Origin of the sequence: Candidatus Accumulibacter phosphatis, assembly GCF_012939955.1 — a bacterium.
GTDB classification, from domain to species: Bacteria; Pseudomonadota; Gammaproteobacteria; order Burkholderiales; family Rhodocyclaceae; genus Accumulibacter; species Accumulibacter delftensis.
Map to the genome: position 1 here is coordinate 18,629 of NZ_SPMY01000026.1, position 24,171 is coordinate 42,799.

Sequence of the window (24,171 nt, forward strand, 5' to 3'; positions counted from 1 at the left end):
TCAATGGCCCTCGTGCCTGGCGGCGGCCTTCTCGATGCGGGTGATCACGAACTCGCCATCGCCGCGGTCCTCGAACTCGAAGCGCATCGGCACGCCGGGGGGCATCCCTTTGACGACCTCGGGACTCGCCAGCCCGAACTCCATGGTCATCGCCGGCCACTGCAGTGCGGGAATCGGCTCGTGCGTGACGGACGCGGTGTTCGCGGCGATGTCCAGCGAGTCGATCGAACCCTGTGCCTGGTACCGTTTTGCCGCCGCCTTGGCCGTCGTTGCCGACTGTGGCGCGGTGAAAGTCGACAAGGCGGCCTTGAGGTTGCTTTCGGCGTCGATCAGGAAGTTGGCGGCGGTGACCACTTCGTCACCGGCCTGAATGCCTTCGAGAATCTCGACCGCCTCGCGTCCGCGCAGACCGAGCTTGACCGGCTGCGGTTTGTACCTGCCCTCGCCCAGCACGAGCAGGACCACCTGGCGGTCGCCGGTGTCGATCACGGCCGACGGGGGCACCGTCAGGCGTGCAGCCTTGCCCGCGGTGGCGATCTCAACGTGCGCGAACATGCCCGGACGCAGCATCCCGTCATGGTTCTTCAGTTCAAGCCTGACCGGCGTGGTGCGTGTCGCGGCGTTGAGGGTCGGATAGAGGTAGGTGACCTTGGCGTCGAAGCGGTGTCCCGCAAAGGCGTCGATGATCACCCGCGCGGCGTCGCCGAGCTTGACCTGGGCAAGGTCCCGTTCGTAGACATCGGCGATCACCCAGACGGTGGACAGGTCGGCGATGCGATAGATGACCGTTCCGGCCATGAAGCGCATCCCCTCGATGGCCTTTTTTTTCGAGTACCACGCCGGTGGCCGGCGAGGAGAAAGTGACGAGTGCGTTCTGCGAACCGGCCGCGCCGGCAACCTTCCAGTTGCGCAGCCGTTCGCGAGCGGCTGCCGCCAGACGCCGGGCGCCCTCGCGGGCCGCCGGGTCGGCATTGCCGGCACTCTGCTCAAGTCTCTCGGCGATGCGCAATTCCTTCTGGGCGGAGACAAGCTCGGGACTATAGACGGTGAACAACGCTTGTCCTTTTTTCACCGGGTCACCGGTGGCGCTCACCTGCAGCCGTTCGATCCAGCCTTCGAAACGTGGTGCAACATCGTGAATCCGGCGCTCGTCGACCTCCACCCGGCCGACCGTACGCAGCGCCGAGTCCAGGGTGCGTTCCTCGGCACGCGCGGTCTTGACGCCGAGCGTCTGGACGCGCGCCGGGCTGACCTTGACGACGCCGCTGCCGTCGGGTTCGTCGTCCTGGTAGACGGCGATGTAATCCATGCCCATCGAATCCTTCTTCGGTTCCGGCGAGGTATCGGGCAAGCCCATCGGATTGCGGTAATAGAGGATCTTGCGTTCCTTCCTGCCGGCGGGCGTGGGAGATGCGGCCGTCTCGCCGCTGGCAGCGTCGGCCATGGCCATGGCCATGCCCGTGGCGCTGGCCGGCTGCTGCCGGCCAAACCAGTAGCCGGCGCCGAGGGCTGCGGCGATGGTGGCGATTAAGGCGACGGCCAGGGCAAACTTGAGACTGCGGTTCACAGCGCTTCTCCGGTCAGCAACTCGAGTTCGGCGAGGCGAACGGCGGTTTCCACGTCGGCGTCGAGCAAGGCCAGGCGGGCGCGCAGGATCTGCCGCTCGGCGTCGATCAGGGTGTTGAAGTTGACGCGGCCACTTTCGTAACCGGACTGGGCCGCTTCGAAAGTGGCGCTGGCCTGCGGCAACAAGGTGTTCTTCAGCAGGCGCGCCTTGTCGCGGCTGGCCTCGAAAGCGGCAAGCGTTTCGCCAAGCCGGCCGGCGAGGCGGGTTTCGGCGGCCAGCACGCGCGTCTGTGCCGCATCCAGACGGCGCTCGGCCTCGCGCTCCTGGGCGCGCCGGGACGATTGTTGCAGCGGAATGGTCACGCCGACCATCACTTCCCAGTTGTCCGAGGCGTTGTAGGGGCGGTTGTTGGTCAGGCCGACGGCGAAATCCGGATAACGGTTCAGCCAGGTCAGTTCGCGACTCTTTTGCGCGGCAACGACGCCGAAGCGTTCGCGCGTGACCTCCGGCGAACGTGTGCGGATCTGTTCGAGCAGGCTCTGGTAGGAAATTCGGGCGGGGGCTGGCGGCAGTTGCGCGGGCTCGGCGAGCGGGGCATCGCCGTCCCGTGCCAGCAGGGCATTGAGCTTGGCGGCGTTGTCGCGCTTGCGACGCTCGGCTTCGACGAGATCGATCTTGACGCTGGTCAGTTCGCTCTGCGCCCGCAGGGCGTCCTGCTGCGGCACCAGACCGACGCCGTAGCGGGTCAGCACCAGTTGCTCGATGGCATCGAGCAGCGACAGGGTCTCGCGGAGGATGCGGATCTGGCCAGAGGCCTGGAACTGCCTGGCGTAGGCGGTCTTGATGCGGTTCTCGACCTCGAGCACGGTGCCATCCTGCAGGGTCTCGACCTGCTCGGCGAGCGCCTCGGCGACTTCACCGCGCAGCTCGCGCTTGCCCCAGAACGGCAGCGGCTGGACGACCCGGTAGCGGGTATTGCCCACCTGGCCCGGCAGCAACGACGGCGCACGATCCGGATTCACGGTGTTGGTGAAGTCCATCAGTTCGAGTTCGAAGCGCGGATCGGGCAGTGCCGCCGCCGGCTCGACCCGTTCCCGTGCCGCTTCCGCCTCGAATTTGCGGACACTCAACTCGGGGTTGTGCTCGCGGGCATAGCTCAGCAAACCGCTGAGCGAAGCACCCAGCGGCGGGACGAGTGGGCCCTGCGCGTAAGCCGGCGCGTTGGCTAACACGAGCGCAAGCAGCACACAGCCGGCCGCAGCAAGGCTTGCCGTGAGCGCGCTTGGCGTGGAAAGCATCATCTGTCGGGAATCCGGTTAATGTGAAAGTCGCGTACGCGACTCACGAAACTCCCGTCTCCCCTTGCGGGAGAAGGGTCAGGGGAAGAGGGTAACGGTCATGACTTTCATGATTTGGGGTGTCTCCACGTGTCATGACCGTTAATGTGAAAGTCGCGCACGCGACTCACGAAGCGCGCTGCTCCCGTAGGGAGAAAGGAAACTACTTCGCAGGCTCGAGTGCGGTGACCGTCAAGGCATCGCCGACATTCTCCGCGGTGAAGCTTACCTTTTCGCCTGCCTTGACCTGATCGAGCATCGCCGGGTCACTGACACGGAAAGCCATGGTCATCGGCGGCATCCCGAGATTGGCCAGCGGGCCATGCTTGATGGTGATCTTGCCGGCCGCCTTGTCTATTTTCTTGACGGTGCCTGCGGAAGCTGCCGCCTTGTCGCTAGCTGCGCCGCTGCCCGCCGGATGATGGGAATCGTGCTCGGCGGCGGCAAACACCGGGTTGGCAAGGGCCATGGTAAGCAGGGAAATGACGGGAAACAGAGATTTCATGGCGGATCCTGTGGGTAGATGATCGGGGGTCGAAAGGCGCTGAGTTTCCATCCGGAAAGGAGGACTTCTTCCTGCACAAGGATGGCGCATGCGCTGAACTCAAGATGATCAAGGCCGCCAATGATGACTGCGTCACCCGGTCAGCAAGCTGACATCGAGATTACATTACTGTAATGCTGTTCGCCATCGAGCACCGCCAACACGGCCTTGGCGGACGGCGTAGGCTCTATGTCGTTTCGTGTCGAACAAGCGCCTACCACCCTCGGCCGGGTGCCACGTAGCCAGCGCGTTGTCGTCGCCGAAGGGCCGGACGAGCTGTCTGTCGAGCGCCACGATCGGCACAGCCTGCCGGCTGCCTGGGATGCCGAGAACAGCAGCGTTGCCCGTAGCTTCGCCGACGACTGGCTTGCGTCAGGGCGGAGTCTGATCCTTGTCGTTCCGTCCGTTGTCGCCCGCCTGGAGTGCAATGCGATGGTCAATCCGGCACACCCTCGATTTCACAAGCTGATTGTGTCCATCGCCGAACCGGTGATCTGGGACAGCCGAATGTTCAGGGCGAACGGCTGACCACCGGGTGGCGGTCGCGACCAGTGTCGCGGTGCAATCACCGCAATGGCGAAATCGATCCCGTCTATATGCGCACGCTGCGCAGCCGCAAGGCGTTGCTGATCACCGAGATCGACGACAGACTCATCGCCGCGGCGGCAAAGATCGGTGACACCAGGATGCCCAGGAAGGGATACAGGATGCCGGCGGCGACCGGCACCCCGGCGGCGTTGTAGACCAGGGCAAAGAACAGGTTCTGCTTGATGTTGCGCATCGTGGCTCGGGCCAAACGGCGGGCGCGCACGATACCGTTGAGGTCACCTTTCACCAGCGTGAAGCCGGCACTCGCGATGGCCACGCCGGCGCCAGTGGCCATGATGATCGTCAGGCCCTCGGCGTGCAGCGCCTTGAGTGCTTCTGGAGTGCTCTCCTTTACCGGGTCGGCGACGCTTGCCAGGCCGGCAATTTCTGCGCCAATCAGGATGAACATCACCGCCTCACCCTCGTCGCGGCGGGCGTTGGCCGCCTCGCCGAAGCTGCCTCCATCCAGGCCCAGTTCAGTGAGCAGTGCGGCATTGCCCAGGGCAACCGCCTGGCCATCGACGACGCCCTTCACACCTTTGCCGGTGAGCGCCTCGAACTCGTCAGCCTTGGCCAACTCGACCCCACGTTCCGCGGCTCCCCTGACGATGGCTTCGGCGAGCGGGTGCTCCGACCCCCGCTCCAGGCTCGCCGCGAGGCGCAGCACTTCGTCCTCCTCGTGCCCGGCAGCGGGCAGGACCGCCACCAGCTTCGGTTTGCCGACCGTCAGCGTGCCGGTCTTGTCGACGATCAGCGTGTCGACCCTGGCGAAGCGCTCCAGCGCTTCGGCGTTGTTGATCAGCACGCCGGCCTGCGCGCCGCGCCCGGTGGCGGTCATGATCGACATCGGCGTCGCCAGGCCGAGCGCACAAGGGCAGGCGATGATCAGCACCGCCACCACTGCGACCAGGCCGTAGGAAAACGCCGGTGCCGGTCCCCAGGTCGCCCAGGCGATGAAGGCCAGGATGGCGATGCCGATCACCGCCGGAACGAACTTGCCGGCAACCCGAGTCGGCGAGCTTCTGGATCGGCGCCCGCGAGCGTTGCGCATTGGCAACCATTTCGACGATCTGGCTGAGCACGGTGTCGCCGCCGACCCGCTGCGCTTCAATGATCAACGAACCGGTGCCGTTGATCATCGCCCCGGTGACCGTGTCTCCGGCGACCTTTTCCACCGGTACCGGCTCGCCCGAGATCATCGACTCGTCGATCGACGAGTGACCTTCGCGCACGACGCCATCGACCGGCACCTTGTCGCCGGGGCGCACCCGCAGGTGCTCGCCGACGACGACGTCCTCAAGGGGGATTTCCTCCTCGCGCCCGTCGGCGCGGATCACGCGCGCCGTCTTGGCGGCGAGGTCGAGCAGGGCGCGGATCGCCGAACCGGTGCACTCACGCGCGCCCGGCTCCATCACCTGCCCGAGCAGAACCAGGACGCCGATGACCGCGCCGGCTTCGAAGTAAACGCCCACATGCCCCTGCTCGTCGTGAAAGCCATCCGGGAACAGCCCCGGAAAGAGGACCGCGACGATGCTGAAGAGATATGCCGAGCCAACACCCAGGCCGATCAGCGTGAACATGTTGAGGCTGGATTGACGACCGATTTGACGCCGCGTAGGGAGAGGGTGTCCAGCACTTCCAGCCCTCGCTTGTGGAAGTAGATTTCGGCAGGTCCTGGTCGCCTCTGGTCATGCCGCCAGCTGTACGTGATGGGTCATCGGACAGCAAATTCCTGACGCATGTAGTGCACGACCGCCTTGATATCCTCAGCGCTCAAGCCAGGCTTGCCGCCGCGCGGCGGCATCTCCATTGGCGACCCGGGGCTTTGAAAACCTTCGGCGATGCGCTTGGTCAGCACCTCGTCGGCGAGTGCCAGTTGGCCGTCCCTGGGAGTCAGATCGGGAACGCCGTCACTACCGCCGATCGCCGGCGCAACCATCCGGCAAGGCGGGGCCATACCGGCGGCGGTCAGGCAAAGCCGGTGCGGGCGGCTGCCGGAATTGGCAGGCGTGACGGCTGCAAGCGCCGCAACGGGAAAACGATCCTGGCAATACAGCCGCACACCGCTTCACCACTCGCGCCGCTGGTCTTTGGACGCAGGCTGGCCGCAGCCTGATGGATCTCGGCAATCTCGCGAACAATAGCCAGGCCCAGGCCGCTTCCTTCGCCATCACTGCCGTCGGCCCGGTAAAAGCGGTCGAAAACCTTGAGCGAATCGTCGTCGGAAATACCGCTGCCACTGTCTTCGATTTCGAGGAGGGCGAAATCGCCCTGCGCAAACACGCGCGCCGTGACGCGTCCGTCGGCGGGCGTATAGCGCAGGGCATTGTCGAGCAGATTGTTGATCATCTCGCGCAAGAGAAAAGCGTTACCGACGATGGGCACGGCACCGGCCGGCTCGTAGCCAAGGTCAATGTGCTTTTCAAGCGCTTGCACGACCCAGGTCTCGACGATTTCGCGCAGCAGTGGCTCAAGGTCGAGCGCTAGCAGCGTCTGCTGCGAGTGACCACTCGCTTCGGCGCGCTCCAGCGCCAGCAACTGGTCGACCAGGCGCGAGGCGCGATCAACGCCAGCGAGAATCTGGCTCAAGGCGTGCCGCAGTTCGCCCGGATCACGCTCGCGCATGGCCAGCTGCGCTTGCGTCTTCAAGCCGGTGAGCGGCGTGCGCATCTGGTGCGCGGCGTTGGCAATGAAACGGCGCTGTGCGTCGACGTTGTTCTGCATCCGCGCCAGTATCGAATTGAAGGCCTCGGTCAGCGGCCGCAGCTCCTCGGGGACGCGGCTCAGCGAAATCGGCGAGAGATCCGCTTCGCGACGCGCTTCGATGCGCTTGCGCAGTCGGGTCAGCGGGCGCAAGCCTTGCGACAGCCCGAACCAGACCAGCACCACCGCCAGGGGGATGATCACGAACTGTGGCAAGATCACGCTGGCAATGATCTTGTTCGCCAACTGCGAGCGCTTTTCAGTCGTTTCTCCGACTTCGATCAAGACCCGGGGCGTCGTCGACTGGGCGCTGGCGAAGAGAACCATGTAGGCGACGCGCAGCGTCTGGCCGCGGTACTCGTCATCGCGAAAATGAACCTCGCCGGGCTCTTTGTTCTCCAGGCTGATGGGCAAGACCGGCACGGGCAGTTCGGGGTCGCCGACGACCAGTTCGCCGTCACCATCGAGCAAATGGAAATAGACGTTGTCGATCTCGTCGGAACGCAGAAAAAGCTGCGCCAGAGCCGGCACCGCCAGTTGCGGATGCCCGTCGTCGAAAGTGATCTGGCGCGATATCGCCGTTACATGCTCGCGCAGTGACTGATCGTAAGGGAAGCTGGCAACACTATTGGCAAAGTAGTGGGTGAATGCGATGCTGATCGGCCACACGAACAGTAAGGGTGCCAGCATCCAGTCCAGGATCTCGCCGAAGAGCGAGCGCTGGACGTCAGGGTCTCGTTTCTTCCGCAGGTTTCTCAAGATAGTATCCGAGGCCGCGCACGGTCGTGATATTGACACCAGTCGCTTCGAGTTTCTTGCGCAAGCGATGGATATAGACCTCGATGGCGTTATGGCTCACTTCCTCGCCCCAGCCACAGAGGTGATCGACCAGTTGGTCCTTGCTGACCAGCCGCCTGGCGCGCGAGAGGAGAATCTCCAGCAAGCCGAGCTCACGAGCCGAAAGGTCGAGCATCTCGCCATTGACCATCGCACAACGGTCGGTCTGGTCAAAAGTAAGCAAACCGCAATGGATAAGCCGGGCCGTGCCTGACGAGCGGCGACTCAGCGCGCGCACACGCGCTTCGAGTTCAGGCAGCTCGAAAGGCTTGGCCATGTAATCGTCGGCACCCAGATCAAGCCCTTTGACGCGGTCGTCGATACCGTCGAGCGCAGTCAGGATCAATACCGGAGTGCTCGATTTGCGAGCGCGCAACCGGCGCAGCACGTTCAGGCCGGGCACCTTGGCAGACCCAGGTCGAGAATTACCAGATCGTAGACGTTGGTCATCAAAGCGGTATCGGCGTCGATTCCTGTGTACGCGCAGTCGACGGCGTAGCCTCCCTTGCGCAGCGAGCGGCAAAGGCCATCGGCAATGATTCTGTCGTCTTCAGCAAGAAGAATGCGCATCGCTCTCGGTTCTTGAGCTGACGCACGTAAGCTGCCTGTAAGCCCCCGCCTTTACGCTACACACGCTGTTCTCCATTTCATGGTCTGGGAGTTCTGACTTCGGCCGGAACTCGGGGAGTATCCACGTACTGTACGCGGATACTCCCCGCCATTTTTTCGCGGGCCTTTGCAGCAGTACCGCAACCACCGTCATCGCTGCGGTCGGTCGCGGGGCGGGCTGCGGCCCTGCTATCGTGCGAGTGTAACAAAAAACCGCCCACCGTCGTCATGCACCACGCACTACGTTCCGCGAGCCATGCCGGCGCCTTCGCGGAACGCTGGCCAGCAACTCAGGCCGGGCCTTCCGCGCGCCTCCCCTTGAGCCAGGCCTCTGCCAGGCGCACCCAGTAACTGATGCCGATCGGCAGGATTTCGTCGTTGAAGTCGTAGTGGGGATTGTGCAAGGTACAGCCGCCGCTACCGGGACCGTTGCCCAACCAGGCGTAGCAACCCGGCTTCTCGGCCAGCATGTACGCGAAGTCTTCGGCGCCCATCGACGGCAGTTCGTCCATGCGCAGTTTGTCAGCGCCTAGCACGTCCCTCGCCACCTGACGACAGACCTCGCTTTCTGCCACGCTATTGACCGTTGCTGGATAGCGATGGTCGAAGCGCACTGAAATCTGCGCACCGAAAGCGCTGCCAATGCCGCTGCACAGGCGTTCGACGGCGCTCTCGACCAGCGCCTGCGTTTGCCCGTTGAAGCTACGGATCGTGCCGCGCAGGACGGCGTCGTCGGGAATGATGTTCCAGGCTTCACCGCCGTGTATCTGGGTGACGCTGACCACGGCCGACTCGCAAGGGTGGACGTTGCGCGCCACGACGGTCTGCAAGGCCAGCACCAATTGGCTGCTGACGACCAGCGTATCGACCCCTTGATGCGGCATCGCGGCATGGCAACCGTGGCCACGCACCCAGATCTCGAAGGCGCAGGTCCCGGCCATCACCGGCCCGGGCATCACCGCCATTTCGCCAACCGGGATTCCGGGCCAGTTGTGCAGGCCAAATACGGCGTCCATCGGAAACTTCTCGAACAGGCCGTCGGCCATCATCACCGCCGCCCCTCCCTCCGACTCCTCGGCAGGCTGGAAGATGAAATGCACGCTGCCGTCGAAATCAAGCTCGTTTACGTGCTCGGCCATGAAGCGCGCGGCGCCGAGCAGCATCGCCGTATGGCCGTCGTGACCACAAGCATGCATCAGACCTGGCGCGGTCGAGCGGTGGGAAAAATCGTTCTTCTCCAGCAGCGGCAAGGCGTCCATATCGGCGCGCAGGCCGATCGCCCGCGCACCACTGCCATTGCGCAGGGTCGCAACAACGCCCGTACGCGCCAGCCCGCGATGGATTTGCAGCCCGTAGCTGCTCAACTCGCGCGCCACCAAATCGGCAGTGCGCAACTCATTGAAAGCAAGCTCCGGGTGGGCATGAAGATCACGCCGAATTGCCGCCAGTTCGCCGAGAAAAGGGATATCAAAAAGAGTCATGAGCCTGACCTGACAAAAAGGAACATCGAGAGTATGCCAGAGTGACTTGCTCGGGACTGCGCACACCGCTATCCTTGCTCACATGCACCTCGTTCTCATTAGCGGCCTCTCCGGTTCCGGAAAATCGATTGCCCTCAAGGTACTGGAGGACGCCGATTACTATTGTGTGGACAACCTGCCCTCGCAGTTGTTGCCGCAGCTTGTCGAGCAACTCGACCAGCAGGGCTATCGCAAGGTCGGCGTGGTGATCGACAGTCGCGGCGGCGACAGCGTCGCCAAGCTACCGCCGCAACTCGACACACTGCGGACCCGGAATCTCGAACTGCAGTTGCTGTTTCTTGACGCGCAGGACGACACGCTGATCAAACGCTATTCCGAAACGCGGCGCCGACATCCACTGGCCAGCGATCGGCTGACCCTCACCGAAGCAATCGCCGAAGAACGTGTCCACCTCGCCGGCCTGTCCGCCATCGCTCATCACATGGACACCACCGTCCTCAAGCCGGCAGCCTTGCGCGAGTGGGTGCGCCAGTTCGTCGCCACCGACGACATGGCGGAGCCTTGCCAGGGACTGGCGCTGCTGTTCGAGTCGTTCGGCTTCAAGAACGGCATTCCGCTCGACGCCGACCTGGTGTTCGACGTGCGCTGCCTGCCCAATCCCTACTACGAAGCCAGCCTGCGCACGCTGACCGGCCGCGACGAGCAGGTCATTTCCTTTCTCGAAGCCGAAGCAGAAGTCCTGCGCATGCGCCAGGACATCGCCGGCTTCGTTCGCGCCTGGCTACCGGCGTATATCCGCGACAGTCGCAATTACCTGACCGTAGCCATCGGCTGCACCGGCGGGCAACACCGCTCGGTTTACCTCGCCGAACGCTTGGGGCGTGAATTCCGCAGCAGTGCCCGGGTGCTGGTTCGCCACCGCGAGTTGCCGCCGCCGATGCTCAGCACTCTCGACATTTCCTGACGGTCATGACGCCCCAGAACCCCCGCTCATGATAGTCATGGCTGCTCCCCTCTTCCCCAACCCTTCTCCCGCAGAGGGGAGAAGGGAGCTTCGTGAGTCGCGGACGCGACTGTCACGGTAACGGTCATGCACTGGTTCGGGCTGTTCAAGCCCGGCGATTGGCTGATCGTGGCGCTCGGCCTGGCCTTCTGTGCTACCGCCTTCCCGCTGGCCTGGCGGGCAGGCGTTGCTGAAAAAGCCATCGTCCGGCGCGGCGGCGACGTTTTCTCGGAACTCGAACTATCACGCAATCGGCGCATCGAAGTCCCCGGTCCGCTGGGCATCACCACGGTGGTCGTCGACCAGCGTCGCGTGCGCGTCGCTGCGGATCCCGGCCTTCGCCAGTACTGCGTGCGCCAGGGCTGGCTGTCGCGCCCCGGCGAGATCGCCATCTGCGCTCCCAACCAGGTCAGCGTCGAGGTGCGGGGAAGCAAGCAGACTTACGATTCACTCGCTTACTGAACCCGGCGCGGCACGAGCACGGGTTCGTGACGGAAGCCCTGCTTTAACGGACCAGGATCCGGTTATAATGGCAAGCCTAATCCGAGGGGCGCTGCAGGGCTGTCGCGAGACAGTTTCAGGCTCGGATTTCTCAAACGGCGCTCATCCAACCAACCCATGCCGGACATGGGAAACGGGATGGGCCCACGCTGAAGTCCTTCAGTGGGCACACGACGGCTTCCTGTCCCGGCAAAGTTCTGAAGGAGCCACCTGTGCTGGACGCTTTTAGCAAGACCCAAGACTACGTGATTGCCGACCTCGGCCTCGCCGACTGGGGCCGCAAGGAAATGCGCATCGCCGAAACCGAAATGCCTGGCCTGATGGCGATTCGCGAAGAATTTGCCGCTACCAAGACCCTGCGGGGCGCGCGCATCACCGGTTCGCTGCACATGACCATCCAGACCGCCGTACTGATCGAGACGCTGACCGCCCTCGGCGCCGAAGTGCGCTGGGCGTCGTGCAACATCTTTTCGACCCAGGACCATGCCGCCGCAGCGATCGCGGCATCCGGCGTGCCGGTGTTTGCCGTCAAGGGCGAATCGCTGACCGACTACTGGGACTACACGCACCGCATCTTCGAGTGGCCCGACGGCGGCTTCAGCAACATGATTCTCGACGATGGTGGTGACGCAACCCTGCTCCTGCACCTCGGTGCCAGAGCCGAAAAGGACCCCTCGGTTCTCGCCAAGCCGACTTCGGAAGAAGAAACGATCCTCTTCGCTTCGATCAAGGCCAAGCTGGCCAGCGATCCCGCCTGGTACTCCGTCCGCCTGGCGGCGGTCAAGGGGGTCACGGAGGAAACCACCACCGGCGTGCATCGCCTTTACCAGATGCACACCAGGGGCGAACTGCGCTTCCCGGCCATCAACGTCAATGATTCGGTCACCAAGTCGAAGTTCGATAACCTTTATGGCTGTCGCGAATCTCTGGTTGACGGCATCAAGCGGGCGACCGACGTGATGATCGCTGGCAAGATCGCCTTGATTGCCGGCTACGGCGACGTCGGCAAGGGCTCGGCACAGGCCATGCGCGCCCTCTCCGCCCAGGTCTGGGTCACCGAAATCGACCCGATTTGTGCGCTGCAGGCGGCCATGGAAGGCTTCCGGGTAGTGACCATGGATTACGCGGCGGACAAGGCCGACATCTTCGTCACCTGCACCGGCAACTACCACGTCATCGACCACAGCCACATGGCGAAGATGAAGAATCAGGCCATCGTCTGCAACATCGGGCACTTCGACAACGAAATCGACGTCGCGTCGATCGAGGGCTACAGCTGGGAAGAGATCAAGCCACAGGTTGACCACGTGATCTTTCCCGACGGCAAGCGCATCATCCTGCTGGCCAAGGGTCGTCTGGTCAATCTCGGCTGCGGCACGGGCCATCCGTCGTACGTGATGAGTTCCTCGTTCGCCAACCAGACGATCGCCCAGATCGAGCTGTTCACGCGGACCGACGATTACCCGATCGGCGTTTATACACTGCCCAAGCATCTGGATGAAAAGGTCGCGCGCCTGCAGCTCAGAACCCTGAACGCCCAACTCAGCGAATTGAGCGATGCGCAAGCAGCGTACATCGGTGTCGCCAAGGACGGTCCTTACAAGCCGGACCACTACCGCTACTGATACCCGAGACCTTAACAGGGGGAGATCGTCATGCGCCTGATCCTGCTCTGGCTGCTCAACGCCTGCGCACTCCTTGCCGTCGCCTACCTGATGCCCGCGTCGATACAGCTGGCATCATTTGGCACGGCCATGATCGCCGCCGTGCTGCTGGGGCTGGTGAACACCGCCTTACGCCCTCTGTTGGTCTTGCTGACACTCCCGGTCACGCTGCTGAGCTTCGGCCTCTTCCTGTTCGTGGTCAACGGCCTGATGTTCTGGCTGGCGGGTTCGTTGGTCGACGGATTCGTCGTCAGCGGCTTCTGGCCGGGCGTCTTCGGAGCGCTGCTGTACAGCATCATCTCGTCGCTACTTTCTTCCCTGTTGACCACCCGCAAGGGCTAGTGATGTTCTCCTCATGACACAGAACAAGCGTACTTTCAGCCTCGAGCTCTTTCCACCGCAAACGCCCGAGGGCGCCGAAAAGCTGCGCGCCGCGCGGGCCCGCATGGCCGCGCTCAAGCCGCGCTTCTTTTCGGTCACTTTCGGTGCCGGCGGCTCGACCCGTGACCGAACGCTCGAAACGGTGCTCGAGATCCAGCGCGAGGGCTACCAGGCGGCGCCGCACCTGTCGTGCATCGGCTCGACGCGCGAAAGCATCCGCAGCATCCTTGAAGAGTACCGCACGAACGGTATCCGCCACCTCGTCGCCTTGCGCGGCGACCTCCCATCCGGGATGGCCCGGCCTGGCGCTTTTCGCTACGCCAACGAACTGGTCGAATTCATCCGTGCCGAAACCGGCGACTGCTTCCATATCGAGGTCGCCGCCTACCCCGAGTACCACCCGCAGGCGAAGAATCCGCAGGACGATCTGCAAAGCTTCAAGCGCAAGCTCGACGCTGGCGCCGACTCGGCAATCACCCAGTACTTCTACAACTTCGACGCCTACGCACACTTCATCGACGAGTGCCAGGCAATCGGCATCGACCTGCCAATCGTCCCCGGCATCATGCCCATCGCCAGCTACAGCAGCCTGGCGCGCTTTTCCGATACCTGCGGTGCAGAAATACCGCGCTGGATCAGGAAGAAGCTCGAAAGCTACGGCGACGATAGTGCATCGATCCGCGCCTTTGGCCTCGACGTGGTAACCGGGCTTTGCGAACGCCTGTTGGCCAACGGCGCACCGGGCCTGCACTTCTACACCCTCAACCAGGACGCGCTGACCGCCGCCTTGTGGCAGCGCCTCCGTCTATCATAGGTTTTCAAGATGGCTGCACGCGAGCTACCCGTAGTTGTCCGCTATGCTCTCGAACTCTTCGCTCCGCTGGGCACCCTGCGCGTCAAGGCGATGTTCGGCGGCTGGGGCTTCTATTGCGACGATCTCTTCTTTGCCATCGTCGCCAACGACATCCTCTACCTCAAGGCTGACGCGCAAAGCGCAGCCACCTTCGAAACTGTCGGCGGCGAGCCTTTCCGCCTGCTGCGCAAGGACGGCCGTAGCGACACCATGAATTACTGGACGGTGCCCGAAGAGGCGATGGAGAGTAGCGAGGAAATGCTGCCCTGGGCGCGTGCCGCGCTGGCCGCGGCGGCGCGCAATCGCAAGCCGGCAAAGTAACTTCGTCGGCGGGGCGGAGGCACGCCAGCGTCGCGCGCAGCGGCCGCTTCGTTCGCGCGCCGGCCGAAAGCGCTGATTTCGGGCTAGAATGGCCCGCTTTGCGCAATCTCGCCTGCTTCAGCGGCACGCGCGCCAGCGCGCAGCCGACCCAGCCCGAAGAGGACGCATGAAGGACTATTACGCAGTACTTGGCGTGGCCAGTGATACGTCTCTCGAAGGCGTAAAGCAGGCCTATCGCAAAAAAAACCCTGCAGCTCCACCCTGACCGCAATACCGCGGCCGACGCCGCTGACCGATTCCGCGACGTTCAGGAAGCGTACGAAACGCTTTCCGACGAGGGCAAGCGGCACGACTATGACGAGAACCGGCGTCGCAATCTTCTCGAAAAACCGCTTGAGACTGCGCGCGAGATCTGGAAGAACTACCTGGAAGGAATATTGCAGTGAGGCTGTCGCAATTTTTTTGAAGAACTCAGCTCGGCCTACGACGCTGAGCTCGACGACCTGCTGACCGATTCGGCTGGGCACGATGTCCTCGCCCAGCGGCTGCTCCTGAAGCGCAGTCAGCTTCCCGAACTGCTGCCGATGATCGAATTCAGCCCGGAAATGGTCGCCGTCACGTTCCACGGGGGAATGGACTTTTCCAGCCCCGAAGTCATGCGCGATCTGGCGTCTCAGGACCCGGAAGACCTACCTTCCTGGGAGATACTGCTGGAGAGCGTGCATCTGCAGCCGTGGGCCAGCGAGCTGGCGAAAACGGTCCTCGAAGATCCGAACGGCGAACGCTTCCTGGTCGTCACCGCGTGCCTGGAATACCTGCACGGCCGGAATAAGCCTTCGTCAGAGTCAGGCGATCGACGGCAGCGCAACGATTTCGACGACGACCGCTCCGACCCCGACGTCGACGGCGACGACATCGATCTCGAGGAAGCGGGCGCGACTGGCTTGCCGAACAGGGTTTTGACCGCAAAGATCGCCATTCGGGAGACAACTGATGAGTCACCCAGTACTCGTACGCGCCGAGAAGTTGATCCGCGTCGGCGACATCGTCGGGGCCGAAGCGGCGCTGGCCTCCCTGGTCGATAGCGACGGCGACGGCGCCCTGGTCGTCGCGCTCGATGATTTCGCCGCCAAGGACCTCTTGGCAGTCCTCCGCGACTTCGATTCCTCGAAGGAATCGGTGGTCAGCCTGCTGGTCCTGCCGGAGCAATTCGCGCGCGCCATCGTCCTTGAGCGTCGCTATGGCGATGCCACTCACGAACGCCTGCAGGCGATCATCAACTCGGTCATTTTCCGGGCTGACAGCGACCCCGGCGAGTTCATCGAGGCAATCGCGGCGGTAGACGGCGGCTGCGACGCGCTGGCGGACTATCTCTGTGATCGTGCCGAAATCGTCGAGCACTTCTTCAAAACCGGCACTTTCGGCTTCTTCGACGACGTCGATGAAGCGGCTGCCGAGTTGAACGACGACGAACGTCTCGACGAATTGTCGGATCCCGAGGCCAATCGCCCCTTCCTCAGCCATAGCGAAGTCAGCGATCAGGACTGGATGGAGCTGACCTGGCTCCTGCGCTACGAACATGCCGAGATTTTTCGCGATGTCCTGCTGATCTTGCGGGCGCGCGCACGAGCCGAAGAACCGCAACTTGCAAGCGACGAGACGCCAACTCGTGCCAATGAGCAGCGCCGCCCCCCGGGTGAGCCCGAGGAAGAATCAGCCTTGTAGATCGGTAGATCTCTCGATGCACCCAATGCTAGCCGCAGACAGCTGACCGCCCATGCCCAACGACCACCACCAGCTCGCCGTTTTCGACGAGCGGCCCTTTTTCGAACGTGCGCTCGCTTTCGGCGTCCGCGCCGGCATCCTGGCCGACGCGAAAATTGCCGCTATTGTCGACGACGGGCCGAAGGGCATGGTGCAGATCGCCGAGTATTTCGGCACCCAGTACCTGCGCCCGAACATCGACGAAGCACGCGAACGAATCGTCAATCTGGTCAGTTTGTTCCTTGAGGAACAAAGTGGTGGCGACCTTGAAAAAGCAGCACACTCCTTGCGTGACGGTACTTTTCTGTCGCATTCGCGGGGCGGCTCGGAAATGCTGAAAAGCCTCTGGGCAATGCCCGAGGATGCCTCGTTCGGAATCATGATCAAGCAGTCCCAGAAGCTGTTTCTCGCCGACTGGTCGCTGCGCAGTAGCGCCGACTATCGCCAGGCGCGCGCAGAACGGCAAGACCACCAGCAGACGATCGACACGGCGCTGTGGTTTGCCGAAAGCCTCGGCGTCCCTGCGGAAGAGATTTCGACCGTGGCCAGCGAGTCGATCATCCGCACCGCCGTCCTCCTGCATCTCGCCGGCAGCACGGCAGCTTCACTTCCCAACGCCGCCGAATTCGTTGGCATATTGGCGAAACTCCGCGAAAAAGGCGTCCCCGCCAAAGGCAGAAAAAGCCTCGCGGCGGTTTTCAAGGCGCTGCCGGAAGCCTATCAGGCAGCCGCTCGCAGGGAACTGCACAAGGTCGAAAGCGACGATCTGCCGCGGATTCTCGACGCCTCGCAGGCGATGAACAAGCTGATTCCCGAGCTTGAGCCCTTGTATTTCCTGCGCGACTTCGGTCTCGAGGAAGCCAGCCAGTTCAGCGCAGGCGTGTCACAGGACTGGCAGAAGATCACCGCTGGCAAGGTAGACGATAATTCGCTGCTGACGATTTTCCTCTGTCTGGCGGTCGATATGGCGCCCAGGGCGGCACTGAGCAAGGCCGCCGCACGTACGCTGATCGGCAAGATCCGGAAAGAGGGCCTGCAACGCCAACCGGCACTGGCCTTCATCCGCGCTTTTGCCCCTTACGCCATGCAGGATGACCTCGAGGCTCTCTGGAATGAAGTCTTTCCCGAGTTGGAGAACGCCCTGGTCGACCCCGCCGATACTTCCGGCAGCCAGGCGCTCACCTACCTCAAGGAAAACTGCATCATCCGTTAGTGGCGTGGACGCGCCGGCCAACAGGCGCGCCTCGCAGCCGCGGGCGCTTCCTGGACTGGCTCAACGCCGCGAGACCAGCCACACCCCGGCCAGGACCAGTCCAGCGCCTGCCAACTGCACCAGGGAAAGCGGCTCGTCGAGCAGCAACCAGGCGAAGACGATGGTCAGCATCGGGCCAAGAGTTCCGATCATCACCGACTTGCTCGCGCCGATACGGCGGATCGCCGCCGATTGCAGGAAGACCGGCAGCACCGTGGAAAAAAGCGCCATCGCCGCCGCGTAGGCATAGATTGGCAGCGGCTGCAGCAACAACGCCGACAGCGGCTGCGTGACGAGCAAATGCAGCTCCGTGGCCAGGACCGAGACCAGCATCGCCAGGGCCGTGAAGCGCACCGAACCGAGGCGCTGGATCATGCTGCCGCTGCCCGCCAGGTAGAAAGCGTAGGCCAGCGACGAAGCGAAGATGAAAAGCGAGCCGATGACTACCGATCGCGCCTCCCCCGAGAACTCGAGGTCGTGGAAAAAGACCAGGCCGATTCCCGCGTACGACAGCAGCAGCGCGCCGATCTCGCGGTGCTGCAAGGCCTTGCCCATGAACAGCACGCCGATCATCACCGTCAGCGTCGGATAGGTAAACAGAATCAAGCGCTCGAGACCGGCACTGATGTAGCTGAGGCCAATGAAGTCGAGAATGCTGGCGCCGTAGTAACCGAGCAGGCCGAGCGCAATCAGCGTCAGCCAGTCACGCCGGGACAGCGACGGCGCCGCGCGACTGGCGTGCACCGCGATGACCGCGAAGAAGGGCAGGGCGAAGCTCATCCGCAAGGCGAGCAGGGTGATCGCCTCGACCGGCACTGCCTGCGGGACGGCGTAGGCGAGCTTGACGAAGATCGCCTTGAACGAGAAGCCGAAGGCCGCCAGAATCGCCAGCGCGACCCCGAGACTTTCGGCAGACCAATTTTTCCAGGGCATGCCGATGGCAAGAAAAAAAAAATAGTGCGAAAGCCTCTGGCTGACGAAGCGGGCGCTCACTGTACGTCAACGGCGACGACGGGTAAACGTCGGCGACGGCGAAAGCGCTCTCCGGTCCTCAGACCGACCGGCTGGCACGCAGCCTACCCGAGACAGCGGCCGTCAGCAGCTAAGGCTGGGCTAAGTCTTGATCGCTATCTTCGCAGGCATACACACCCGCCGGCGCGGGGAAGCGCGGCTTTCCAGGTCACACTTCCTGGCAAGCGTAAAACCCGTTTCCGGCTAACCGAGCCAGGAGGCCAGCACATGCAAACAGTGATCGACTATCGCGGCAAAACCAAGTACGACGTGAGCACCGCGTTGGCCTACAAGGATCGCCCCGCAAGGCAACAGTTCGCCGAGATGGCGTTACTCGACCAGGTATTTACCCTTGTTGCGAAAAGCCGGCGAGTACTGGACCTGCCTTGCGGCGGTGGCAGAGTAAGCGTCCATCTGGCCAGGCAGGGCTATCAAGTGAGCGGCGCCGATCATTCCGTCGCCATGCTGCAGATTGCCCGCCAGGGCCTGGCCGATAACGGGCTTGACTGCCGGCTCGAAGAGCAGGATATCGAACAGTTGACCTACGCCGATGGACAGTTCGATACCATCGTCTGTTTTCGCCTGTTTCATCATTTCCCGACGCCGAGCATCCGGCAAAAAGCGGTTTCTGAACTCTGTCGCGTCGCCGGGAGCCAGGTCGTCCTCTCATACTCGAGTCCCTTTTCGGCAAGCTCCTTCGCCCGCCGTCTCCGGGTGCTCTGCGGTGGCCGCAGGTCGCAGAAATTCACAACGCCGCTTGGCGAGGTGGAAACCTACTTCAGAACGCAAGGCTTCCGACTGGTGAAGGACTTTGCGCGCAGCCCTTTCTTTCACACGCTACACCTGGCCCTGTTCGAACGAGTTCAATAGAAGCTGAACAAGTTCTGCAGCAAAGCCACGAAAACTCCATGCGCCTTTCGTCCCCCTCTTTCTTCGCCGCTGCTCGGGCACTTCAAAAAGCCGCTGTCACCGCTGTCACGCCGCGTACTGGTCGGCGACAGGGTTGTGCCCGGATCAATCGCAGCATCCCTTCTCTACGGCTGGAAAAGTTACCGTCACCCGCAGGCCTGAACACGATTGCTGGTTAGCAAAGCCAAAAGCCAGCGTGGCGCCCACACGAACGGCAATAGCCCGAACAATCGACAGACCGAGCCCCGAACCAATCTCGTTGCTGCCCAGGACGCGATAGAACGGATCAAACACCCGCTCTCGCTCTGCGTCCGGAATGCCGGGACCGCTATCTTCGATTACCAGCGTCGTCGCGACGGCGGTAGCCAGCACCGACAAGTCGACGCGCCCACCGGCCGGCGTGTAACGAATCGCGTTCCCCACCACAGAGTCTCGGGGGCAATCGGGTGCAACTCGTCTTCGTGGCGCTGATCGATTTCATGGGCGAGCGCGGCAAGCGGGCGAAATATCTTGCGAACGATAGCGGCGACGACAAATAGCAGGATCGGAACCAGGATCAGGAAGGGCGTCAGCGTGAGTAGCGCGCCGCCGCGAGAAATTTCGTCGCGGACAGCCGTGTCCTGCGCTATGGCTAGGCGATCCCCACTGTCGAGAGCCCTGACCAGAACGCGATAGCGTTCATGACCAATACTCACCGTCTGCAGACCGTCGACCAGATCTGTTGGCAACGCCAAGGGCAGATCGGCAGACACACCGCTGGCGATCGAGGAACTGCCGGCGAGGAGTTGCACGAAAACGCGATTCTCCCGATCACGAACCTCCTCGTTACCGAGTTCTCCCACAGGCGGAGTAGCCAGGGCCAGGTGTTGCCGGACAATGACCGCCGCAAGCTGACGCAGCACGTCGTCCTGCAACTCCTCAGCCTCATGGTGCGCCAGAAAAAAAAGCGAAGATACCGGCGATCAGGGCCACACCGAGAATCGCCAGTGACAGCCCGACGGACAACTTGCTTTGCAGCGACTCTCTCAGACGCTTTTCGAGACCATCCATCCAACTCCCCGAACGTTCTTGATGACTTCGCTGCCCAGCTTCTTGCGCAGCACATGAATCAGAATCAGGAATTCGACGGCATTGCTGTCCACTTCCTCGCCCCAGCCGTAGATCCTGTCCTCCAGCTCGCTACGCGACAGGATCGCACCGGGACGAATCAGCAGTGCTTGCAGGAGCGCGAATTCACGATTGGAAAGCGTTACGGGTTCGCCATCCTTGACGCGTGCCTTGTGCGCCGCTGGATCAAGCGAAACAAGACCATTACTCAGCTCGGCAGCCGCGGCGCCACCTTTCCTGCGCATCACCGCCCGCATGCGAGCCAGCAATTCGCGCATCTCGAAGGGTTTGAGCACGTAGTCATCAGCGCCGCCGTCAGGCCCAAAAGCCGGTCCTCGACGCCGTCGCGTGCAGTGATAATCAGGACTGGCACCGGGTTGGCCTGGCTGCGGATGCTGTTGAGCACCTGCAGTCCGTCCTTGCCCGGCAAACCAAGATCCAGGAGCACCAGCTCATAGATTTGACTCGCCATGGTGCTGATCGCCGTGCCCGTTGCGTAGCCAATCAACGGCGTAGGAAGCATCCTTCAAGGCGGCGAGAACGGCATTGCCGATCATTGCGTCGTCTTCGACCAGAAGGACCCGCATCTTTTCTCCTTTCAGCCAACGGCAGCATCTTCCGCCCGCAGTCCTGAGCTGACCCCGGCGGCATTGATGTCGGCTAGAATGCCGCCACTATGAGCGAACACCACCCACACGATAAGCACGAGGGCCACGAGGGCCACGAGGGCCACGATCACGACGGCAATTCGCACGCAGCGGGCCACACCGCGCACGACTATAGCGCGCATGGCGATCACGATGGCCACGCGCATCACCACCACCACGCGGACGCCGGCCCACGCCTGATCTGGGCGTTGCTGCTGACGCTCGGCTTTGCCGCCGTCGAGGCAGTCACCGGTTTCTGGTCGGGATCGCTGGCACTGCTCGGCGATGCCGGGCACATGGTCACCGACAGTGCTTCGCTGGCCCTCGCCGCCTTTGCCGCCTGGATCTCGAAACGGCCGCCGACACAACGACACACCTACGGCTACGGCCGCGTCGAAACGCTGGCGGCGCTGGCCAACGTGCTGTTCATGGTCGTGGTCGTGGTTGGCATTTCGGTGATGGCGGTGCGCCGCTTTCTCGAACCGGGGGTGGTCAACGGCGAAGCGGTAACCATCGTCGCGGCGATTGGACTGGTGCTCAACATCGGTGTCGCCTGGTTGTTGATGCACGGCGAGCAAACGATGAATACCCGCGGCGCCCTGCTGCACGTGCTCGGTGACCTGCTCGGATCGGTGGCCGCGCTGGTCTCCGGTGCGGTGATCATGTGGACCGGCTGGATGACCGTCGACCCGCTGCTCTCGCTGCTGATCTGCGCGCTGATGCTGGTGTCCAGCCTGCGCCTGCTGCGCGAGGTCCTGCAGGCGTTGATGGAAGGTGTCCCGGTGAGCCTGTCCACCGCGGAGGTCGGTCGCCGGCTGGCCGGCGTGCCGGGCGTTGCCTCGGTGCACGATCTGCACATCTGGACACTCTCGTCGAACCGTATCGCCCTATCGGCGCATCTCGTCGTCGAATCGCTGGCACACTGGCCAGCGGTCCTTGCCGCCAGTCGGCAGCTCCTCTCCGAGCAAGGCATCACGCACGTCACCTTACAGCCGGAACCTCTGCACAATGCCGTCCGCTGGCTGGCGCCCGGCGAACAACGCGGCGTGCCGGGAAGCTGAGCGAGGGATGCGGGTCGTCGCCCAACGCGTCGCCTCGGCACGGGTGGAAGTCGACGGTCAAGTGACCGGCAGCATCGGCACCGGTCTGCTGGTCCTGGCCGGCTTCGAGCCCTCTGACGCCGCCGCCGATCTTGACTGGATGGCCGCCAAGCTGGCCAGGCTACGCATTTTTGCCGATGCCGCCGGGGTCATGAACCGCAGCGTCGTCGATGCCGACGGCGAACTGCTGGCGGTCAGCCAGTTCACCCTCTTTGCATCGACCCGAAAAGGAAACCGCCCTTCCTGGAGCCGCGCGGCACCGCCGGACCTGGCGCAACCGCTCTTCGAGCGCTTTGTCCTGTGCCTCGAGAAAACCCTGGGACGGCAGGTGCCGACCGGCGTCTTCGGCGCCGACATGCAAGTTCACCTGATCAACGACGGTCCGGTGACGATCAGCCTCGATTCGCGGCAAGCGGAGTAGCCGCTGGGCGAGCCAGCAGCGCTCGCTCATCGCTAGGCAGCCAGCCGACGATCAGTCCCCTGACGCCCCCCCCCATCTGCGTCTGCAGATAGTTCTGCAAGCCAACCTTGTCGATCAGATCGAGCTGCGTTTCGAGGTAGTCAAGGTGCTCCTCGGTGTCATTGAGGATCTCCTGCAGCAGGTCGCGGGAGACGTAGTCCTTGACGGATTCGCAGTGGCTCACGGCGTTGATAAGGTCGGCGTGCGCAGCGCGCTCGAGCTTGAGGTCGCCGCTCAGGCACTCGGGAACGTTGCTGCCGATTAACAGCTTCGGCACCTCCATCTTGGGCAGGCCGTCGAGAAACAGCAGACGTTCAATGATCTTGTCGGCGTGCTGCATTTCTTCGATCGACTCCTCGTACTCGTGCTTGCCGAGGGCATTGAAACCCCAGTTCTTGTACATCCGGGCGTGCAGGAAATACTGGTTGATCGCGGCAAGCTCGTTGGCCAGCTGTTTGTTGAGCAGCTGGATGACCATTTTGTCACCTTTCATGGGGACTCCGTTTTGAGGTTTGCCGCAAAAAGTGTTGCGGCGGGTAATTGGGGAAGCGCGGGTGAGCCGGGTTTCCACCCTGAGCTTGCCCGCCAGTATGACAGCGCAGCCACCGTTACAGACAGCAACGTGGCCGCGCAATTCACATCAAGGAACAGCTCGCGTCGTCACTCAGTTTCCAGCAAGCGTGGCTCCAGACAATGCGCTCCTTTCCGGCAGCTCATTCGCGCGCCCTGTTGACCCCGAGCCTAGCGAGAATGTACCGCCGCCGGCGGTCTGCAACAATCGCCAGTAATTCGAATCGGGGCCAGCGCTATGCCTCTGGCGGGTCCTCGCGAGCAGTGGCTGGTCGTGGAAGCACCGGGGCGCGCTCGATCCGCAAAGGCCCACGGAAATTGATATCACGCTGAGGAAAGGGGATTTCGATGCCCTCTTCGCGGAACGCGGCATCGATGGCACGATTGATGTCGCTGATCACGCGCTGGCGCCGGTCGACTTCGCGGATAAAGGCGCGCAGCTCGAACATCAGCGCGCTGTCACCGAAGCTCAGAAACAGTGCATAAGGCTCGGATAGCTCCGGGTTGCCTCTGATGACTTCCGGGTGATTGTTGGCGACCTCGTGAAGCGTCTCGATGACTCTCTCGACGTTGCTGCCGTAGGCAACGCCTATGGGTACCGTGATCCTTCCCCAGGTGTTGCGCAGCGTCAGGTTGGTCACCTGGCCTGAGATCAGGTCCGAGTTGGGCACGATCACATCGGCACGTTCCAAGGTGCGTATGGTCGTCGTGCGTATGCTGATGCGCTCGACGTAACCCTCGGTGCCGCCGACGATGATCCTGTCGCCGGACTTCACCGGCCGCTCCACCAGCATGATGATGCCAGATACGAAGTTATTGATGACATTCTGCAGGCCAAAACCAATGCCCACCGACATCGCACCGGCAATGATGGCCAGATTGGTGAACTGGATGCCGGCGATCGATAGCGCGACGATGACCGAAAGAGCCACTGCCAGGTAACCGAAAGTGGTGACCAGAGC

At 62.9% G+C, this 24,171-nt stretch carries 24 protein-coding genes, 5 pseudogenes and 1 riboswitch; of the genes and pseudogenes, 13 read left to right on the plus strand and 16 right to left on the minus strand.

All coding sequences use genetic code 11. From position 1 onward, the window contains the following. The 3 genes and pseudogenes from E4Q23_RS10360 to E4Q23_RS10370 all read right to left on the minus strand — a co-directional run bounded on the left by E4Q23_RS10360 (position 1) and on the right by E4Q23_RS10370 (position 3,409). A pseudogene (locus tag E4Q23_RS10360) lies at positions 1–1,357 on the minus strand (efflux RND transporter periplasmic adaptor subunit). A gap of 206 nt (positions 1,358–1,563) precedes the next feature. Next, positions 1,564–2,868 (minus strand): TolC family protein, encoded by a 1,305-nt coding sequence (locus E4Q23_RS10365; RefSeq protein WP_169066570.1) that lies wholly within the window; start codon positions 2,866–2,868, stop codon positions 1,564–1,566. Positions 2,869–3,067: 199 nt separating this feature from the next. Then, the gene (locus tag E4Q23_RS10370; protein WP_169066571.1) at positions 3,068–3,409 is read right to left on the minus strand and encodes a copper-binding protein; all 342 of its coding nucleotides are present in this window, start codon (positions 3,407–3,409) and stop codon (positions 3,068–3,070) included. Between the two features lie 207 nt (positions 3,410–3,616). Here E4Q23_RS10370 and E4Q23_RS10375 point away from each other — a divergent pair, with 207 nt between their 5' ends. After that, positions 3,617–3,976 carry an RES family NAD+ phosphorylase gene (locus E4Q23_RS10375; protein WP_336511662.1) on the plus strand — a complete coding sequence of 120 codons (360 nt, stop codon included), beginning with the start codon at positions 3,617–3,619 and terminating at the stop codon, positions 3,974–3,976. Between the two features lie 64 nt (positions 3,977–4,040). On the opposite strand, the pseudogene E4Q23_RS10380 reads toward E4Q23_RS10375, so the two are convergent. From E4Q23_RS10380 to E4Q23_RS10400, 5 genes and pseudogenes are all read right to left on the minus strand, one after another. Then, positions 4,041–5,634: pseudogene (locus E4Q23_RS10380) on the minus strand (copper-translocating P-type ATPase); the annotation flags it as partial. Between the two features lie 116 nt (positions 5,635–5,750). Next, positions 5,751–5,993 carry a cytochrome c gene (locus tag E4Q23_RS10385; protein WP_169066573.1) on the minus strand — a complete coding sequence of 81 codons (243 nt, stop codon included), beginning with the start codon at positions 5,991–5,993 and terminating at the stop codon, positions 5,751–5,753. A gap of 11 nt (positions 5,994–6,004) precedes the next feature. Further along, positions 6,005–7,498, minus strand: a complete 1,494-nt coding sequence (locus E4Q23_RS10390; RefSeq protein ID WP_248595366.1) for a sensor histidine kinase — start codon at positions 7,496–7,498, stop codon at positions 6,005–6,007. Then, a pseudogene (locus E4Q23_RS10395) lies at positions 7,467–8,146 on the minus strand (response regulator transcription factor). Before E4Q23_RS10395 ends, E4Q23_RS10390 begins: the two are co-directional and overlap by 32 nt. A gap of 329 nt (positions 8,147–8,475) precedes the next feature. After that, positions 8,476–9,666: a M20 aminoacylase family protein gene (locus E4Q23_RS10400; RefSeq protein WP_169066574.1), complete on the minus strand. Its 1,191-nt coding sequence runs from the start codon at positions 9,664–9,666 to the stop codon at positions 8,476–8,478. 82 nt (positions 9,667–9,748) lie between these two features. Here E4Q23_RS10400 and rapZ point away from each other — a divergent pair, with 82 nt between their 5' ends. The 6 genes from rapZ to E4Q23_RS10430 all read left to right on the plus strand — a co-directional run bounded on the left by rapZ (position 9,749) and on the right by E4Q23_RS10430 (position 14,389). Continuing rightward, entirely contained in the window at positions 9,749–10,630 is an 882-nt protein-coding gene (rapZ, locus tag E4Q23_RS10405) for an RNase adapter RapZ (protein ID WP_169066575.1), read from the plus strand. A 126-nt stretch (positions 10,631–10,756) separates the two neighbouring features. After that, on the plus strand, positions 10,757–11,131 hold the full coding sequence (locus E4Q23_RS10410; RefSeq protein ID WP_169066576.1) for a NusG domain II-containing protein: 375 nt from the start codon (positions 10,757–10,759) through the stop codon (positions 11,129–11,131). Between the two features lie 77 nt (positions 11,132–11,208). After that, positions 11,209–11,281, plus strand: a riboswitch (S-adenosyl-L-homocysteine riboswitch). Between the two features lie 104 nt (positions 11,282–11,385). After that, positions 11,386–12,795, plus strand: coding sequence for an adenosylhomocysteinase (gene ahcY / locus E4Q23_RS10415; RefSeq protein ID WP_169066591.1), 1,410 nt, complete (start codon positions 11,386–11,388; stop codon positions 12,793–12,795). A 30-nt stretch (positions 12,796–12,825) separates the two neighbouring features. Further along, on the plus strand, positions 12,826–13,176 hold the full coding sequence (locus tag E4Q23_RS10420) for a phage holin family protein (protein WP_169066577.1): 351 nt from the start codon (positions 12,826–12,828) through the stop codon (positions 13,174–13,176). 13 nt (positions 13,177–13,189) lie between these two features. Continuing rightward, positions 13,190–14,029: a methylenetetrahydrofolate reductase [NAD(P)H] gene (gene metF / locus E4Q23_RS10425; RefSeq protein ID WP_169066578.1), complete on the plus strand. Its 840-nt coding sequence runs from the start codon at positions 13,190–13,192 to the stop codon at positions 14,027–14,029. A gap of 9 nt (positions 14,030–14,038) precedes the next feature. Beyond that, complete coding sequence (locus tag E4Q23_RS10430; RefSeq protein WP_169066579.1) at positions 14,039–14,389, plus strand: TfoX/Sxy family protein; 351 nt, start codon at positions 14,039–14,041, stop codon at positions 14,387–14,389. Between the two features lie 83 nt (positions 14,390–14,472). On the opposite strand, the gene E4Q23_RS25190 is transcribed toward E4Q23_RS10430, so the two are convergent. Further along, on the minus strand, positions 14,473–15,015 hold the full coding sequence (locus E4Q23_RS25190; RefSeq protein WP_423753338.1) for a hypothetical protein: 543 nt from the start codon (positions 15,013–15,015) through the stop codon (positions 14,473–14,475). Positions 15,016–15,021: 6 nt separating this feature from the next. On the opposite strand from E4Q23_RS25190, the gene E4Q23_RS10440 reads away from it, so the two are divergent. From E4Q23_RS10440 to E4Q23_RS10450, 3 genes are read left to right on the plus strand one after another with little or no spacing between them, the layout of a single operon-like run. Then, positions 15,022–15,474 carry a hypothetical protein gene (locus tag E4Q23_RS10440; protein WP_336511663.1) on the plus strand — a complete coding sequence of 151 codons (453 nt, stop codon included), beginning with the start codon at positions 15,022–15,024 and terminating at the stop codon, positions 15,472–15,474. Then, complete coding sequence (locus E4Q23_RS10445) at positions 15,383–16,114, plus strand: hypothetical protein (protein ID WP_169066581.1); 732 nt, start codon at positions 15,383–15,385, stop codon at positions 16,112–16,114. Before E4Q23_RS10440 ends, E4Q23_RS10445 begins: the two co-directional genes overlap by 92 nt. A 52-nt stretch (positions 16,115–16,166) precedes the next feature. After that, positions 16,167–17,366, plus strand: a complete 1,200-nt coding sequence (locus E4Q23_RS10450) for a hypothetical protein (protein ID WP_169066582.1) — start codon at positions 16,167–16,169, stop codon at positions 17,364–17,366. Positions 17,367–17,426: 60 nt separating this feature from the next. Here E4Q23_RS10450 and E4Q23_RS10455 read toward each other — a convergent pair whose 3' ends face one another. Next, complete coding sequence (locus E4Q23_RS10455; protein ID WP_169066583.1) at positions 17,427–18,338, minus strand: DMT family transporter; 912 nt, start codon at positions 18,336–18,338, stop codon at positions 17,427–17,429. Positions 18,339–18,644: 306 nt separating this feature from the next. Here E4Q23_RS10455 and E4Q23_RS10460 point away from each other — a divergent pair, with 306 nt between their 5' ends. Further along, positions 18,645–19,286, plus strand: coding sequence for a class I SAM-dependent methyltransferase (locus E4Q23_RS10460; RefSeq protein WP_169066584.1), 642 nt, complete (start codon positions 18,645–18,647; stop codon positions 19,284–19,286). A gap of 144 nt (positions 19,287–19,430) precedes the next feature. Here E4Q23_RS10460 and E4Q23_RS25195 read toward each other — a convergent pair whose 3' ends face one another. The 4 genes and pseudogenes from E4Q23_RS25195 to E4Q23_RS10470 form a co-directional block, all read right to left on the minus strand. Next, a complete protein-coding gene (locus tag E4Q23_RS25195) occupies positions 19,431–19,697 on the minus strand; it encodes a sensor histidine kinase (RefSeq protein ID WP_366144226.1) in 267 nt (88 codons plus the stop codon). Next, positions 19,664–20,227, minus strand: coding sequence for a hypothetical protein (locus E4Q23_RS25200; RefSeq protein WP_423753339.1), 564 nt, complete (start codon positions 20,225–20,227; stop codon positions 19,664–19,666). Before E4Q23_RS25200 ends, E4Q23_RS25195 begins: the two co-directional genes overlap by 34 nt. A gap of 22 nt (positions 20,228–20,249) precedes the next feature. Continuing rightward, a complete protein-coding gene (locus E4Q23_RS25205) occupies positions 20,250–20,375 on the minus strand; it encodes a hypothetical protein (RefSeq protein ID WP_423753340.1) in 126 nt (41 codons plus the stop codon). Beyond that, positions 20,351–21,019: pseudogene (locus tag E4Q23_RS10470) on the minus strand (response regulator). The gene E4Q23_RS25205 and the pseudogene E4Q23_RS10470 overlap by 25 nt, the downstream one beginning before the upstream one ends. A gap of 89 nt (positions 21,020–21,108) precedes the next feature. Here E4Q23_RS10470 and E4Q23_RS10475 point away from each other — a divergent pair. Both E4Q23_RS10475 and dtd read left to right on the plus strand, forming a co-directional pair. After that, positions 21,109–22,140, plus strand: a complete 1,032-nt coding sequence (locus E4Q23_RS10475; protein ID WP_169066585.1) for a cation diffusion facilitator family transporter — start codon at positions 21,109–21,111, stop codon at positions 22,138–22,140. A 7-nt stretch (positions 22,141–22,147) separates the two neighbouring features. Further along, positions 22,148–22,600, plus strand: a complete 453-nt coding sequence (gene dtd / locus E4Q23_RS10480) for a D-aminoacyl-tRNA deacylase (RefSeq protein ID WP_169066586.1) — start codon at positions 22,148–22,150, stop codon at positions 22,598–22,600. Positions 22,601–22,673: 73 nt separating this feature from the next. Here the strand turns inward: dtd and bfr are convergent. Further along, positions 22,674–23,132, minus strand: a pseudogene (gene bfr, locus E4Q23_RS10485) (bacterioferritin); the annotation flags it as partial. Positions 23,133–23,445: 313 nt separating this feature from the next. Next, on the minus strand, positions 23,446–24,171 hold a 726-nt coding region (locus E4Q23_RS10490; RefSeq protein WP_169066588.1), incomplete at its 5' end, for a mechanosensitive ion channel family protein.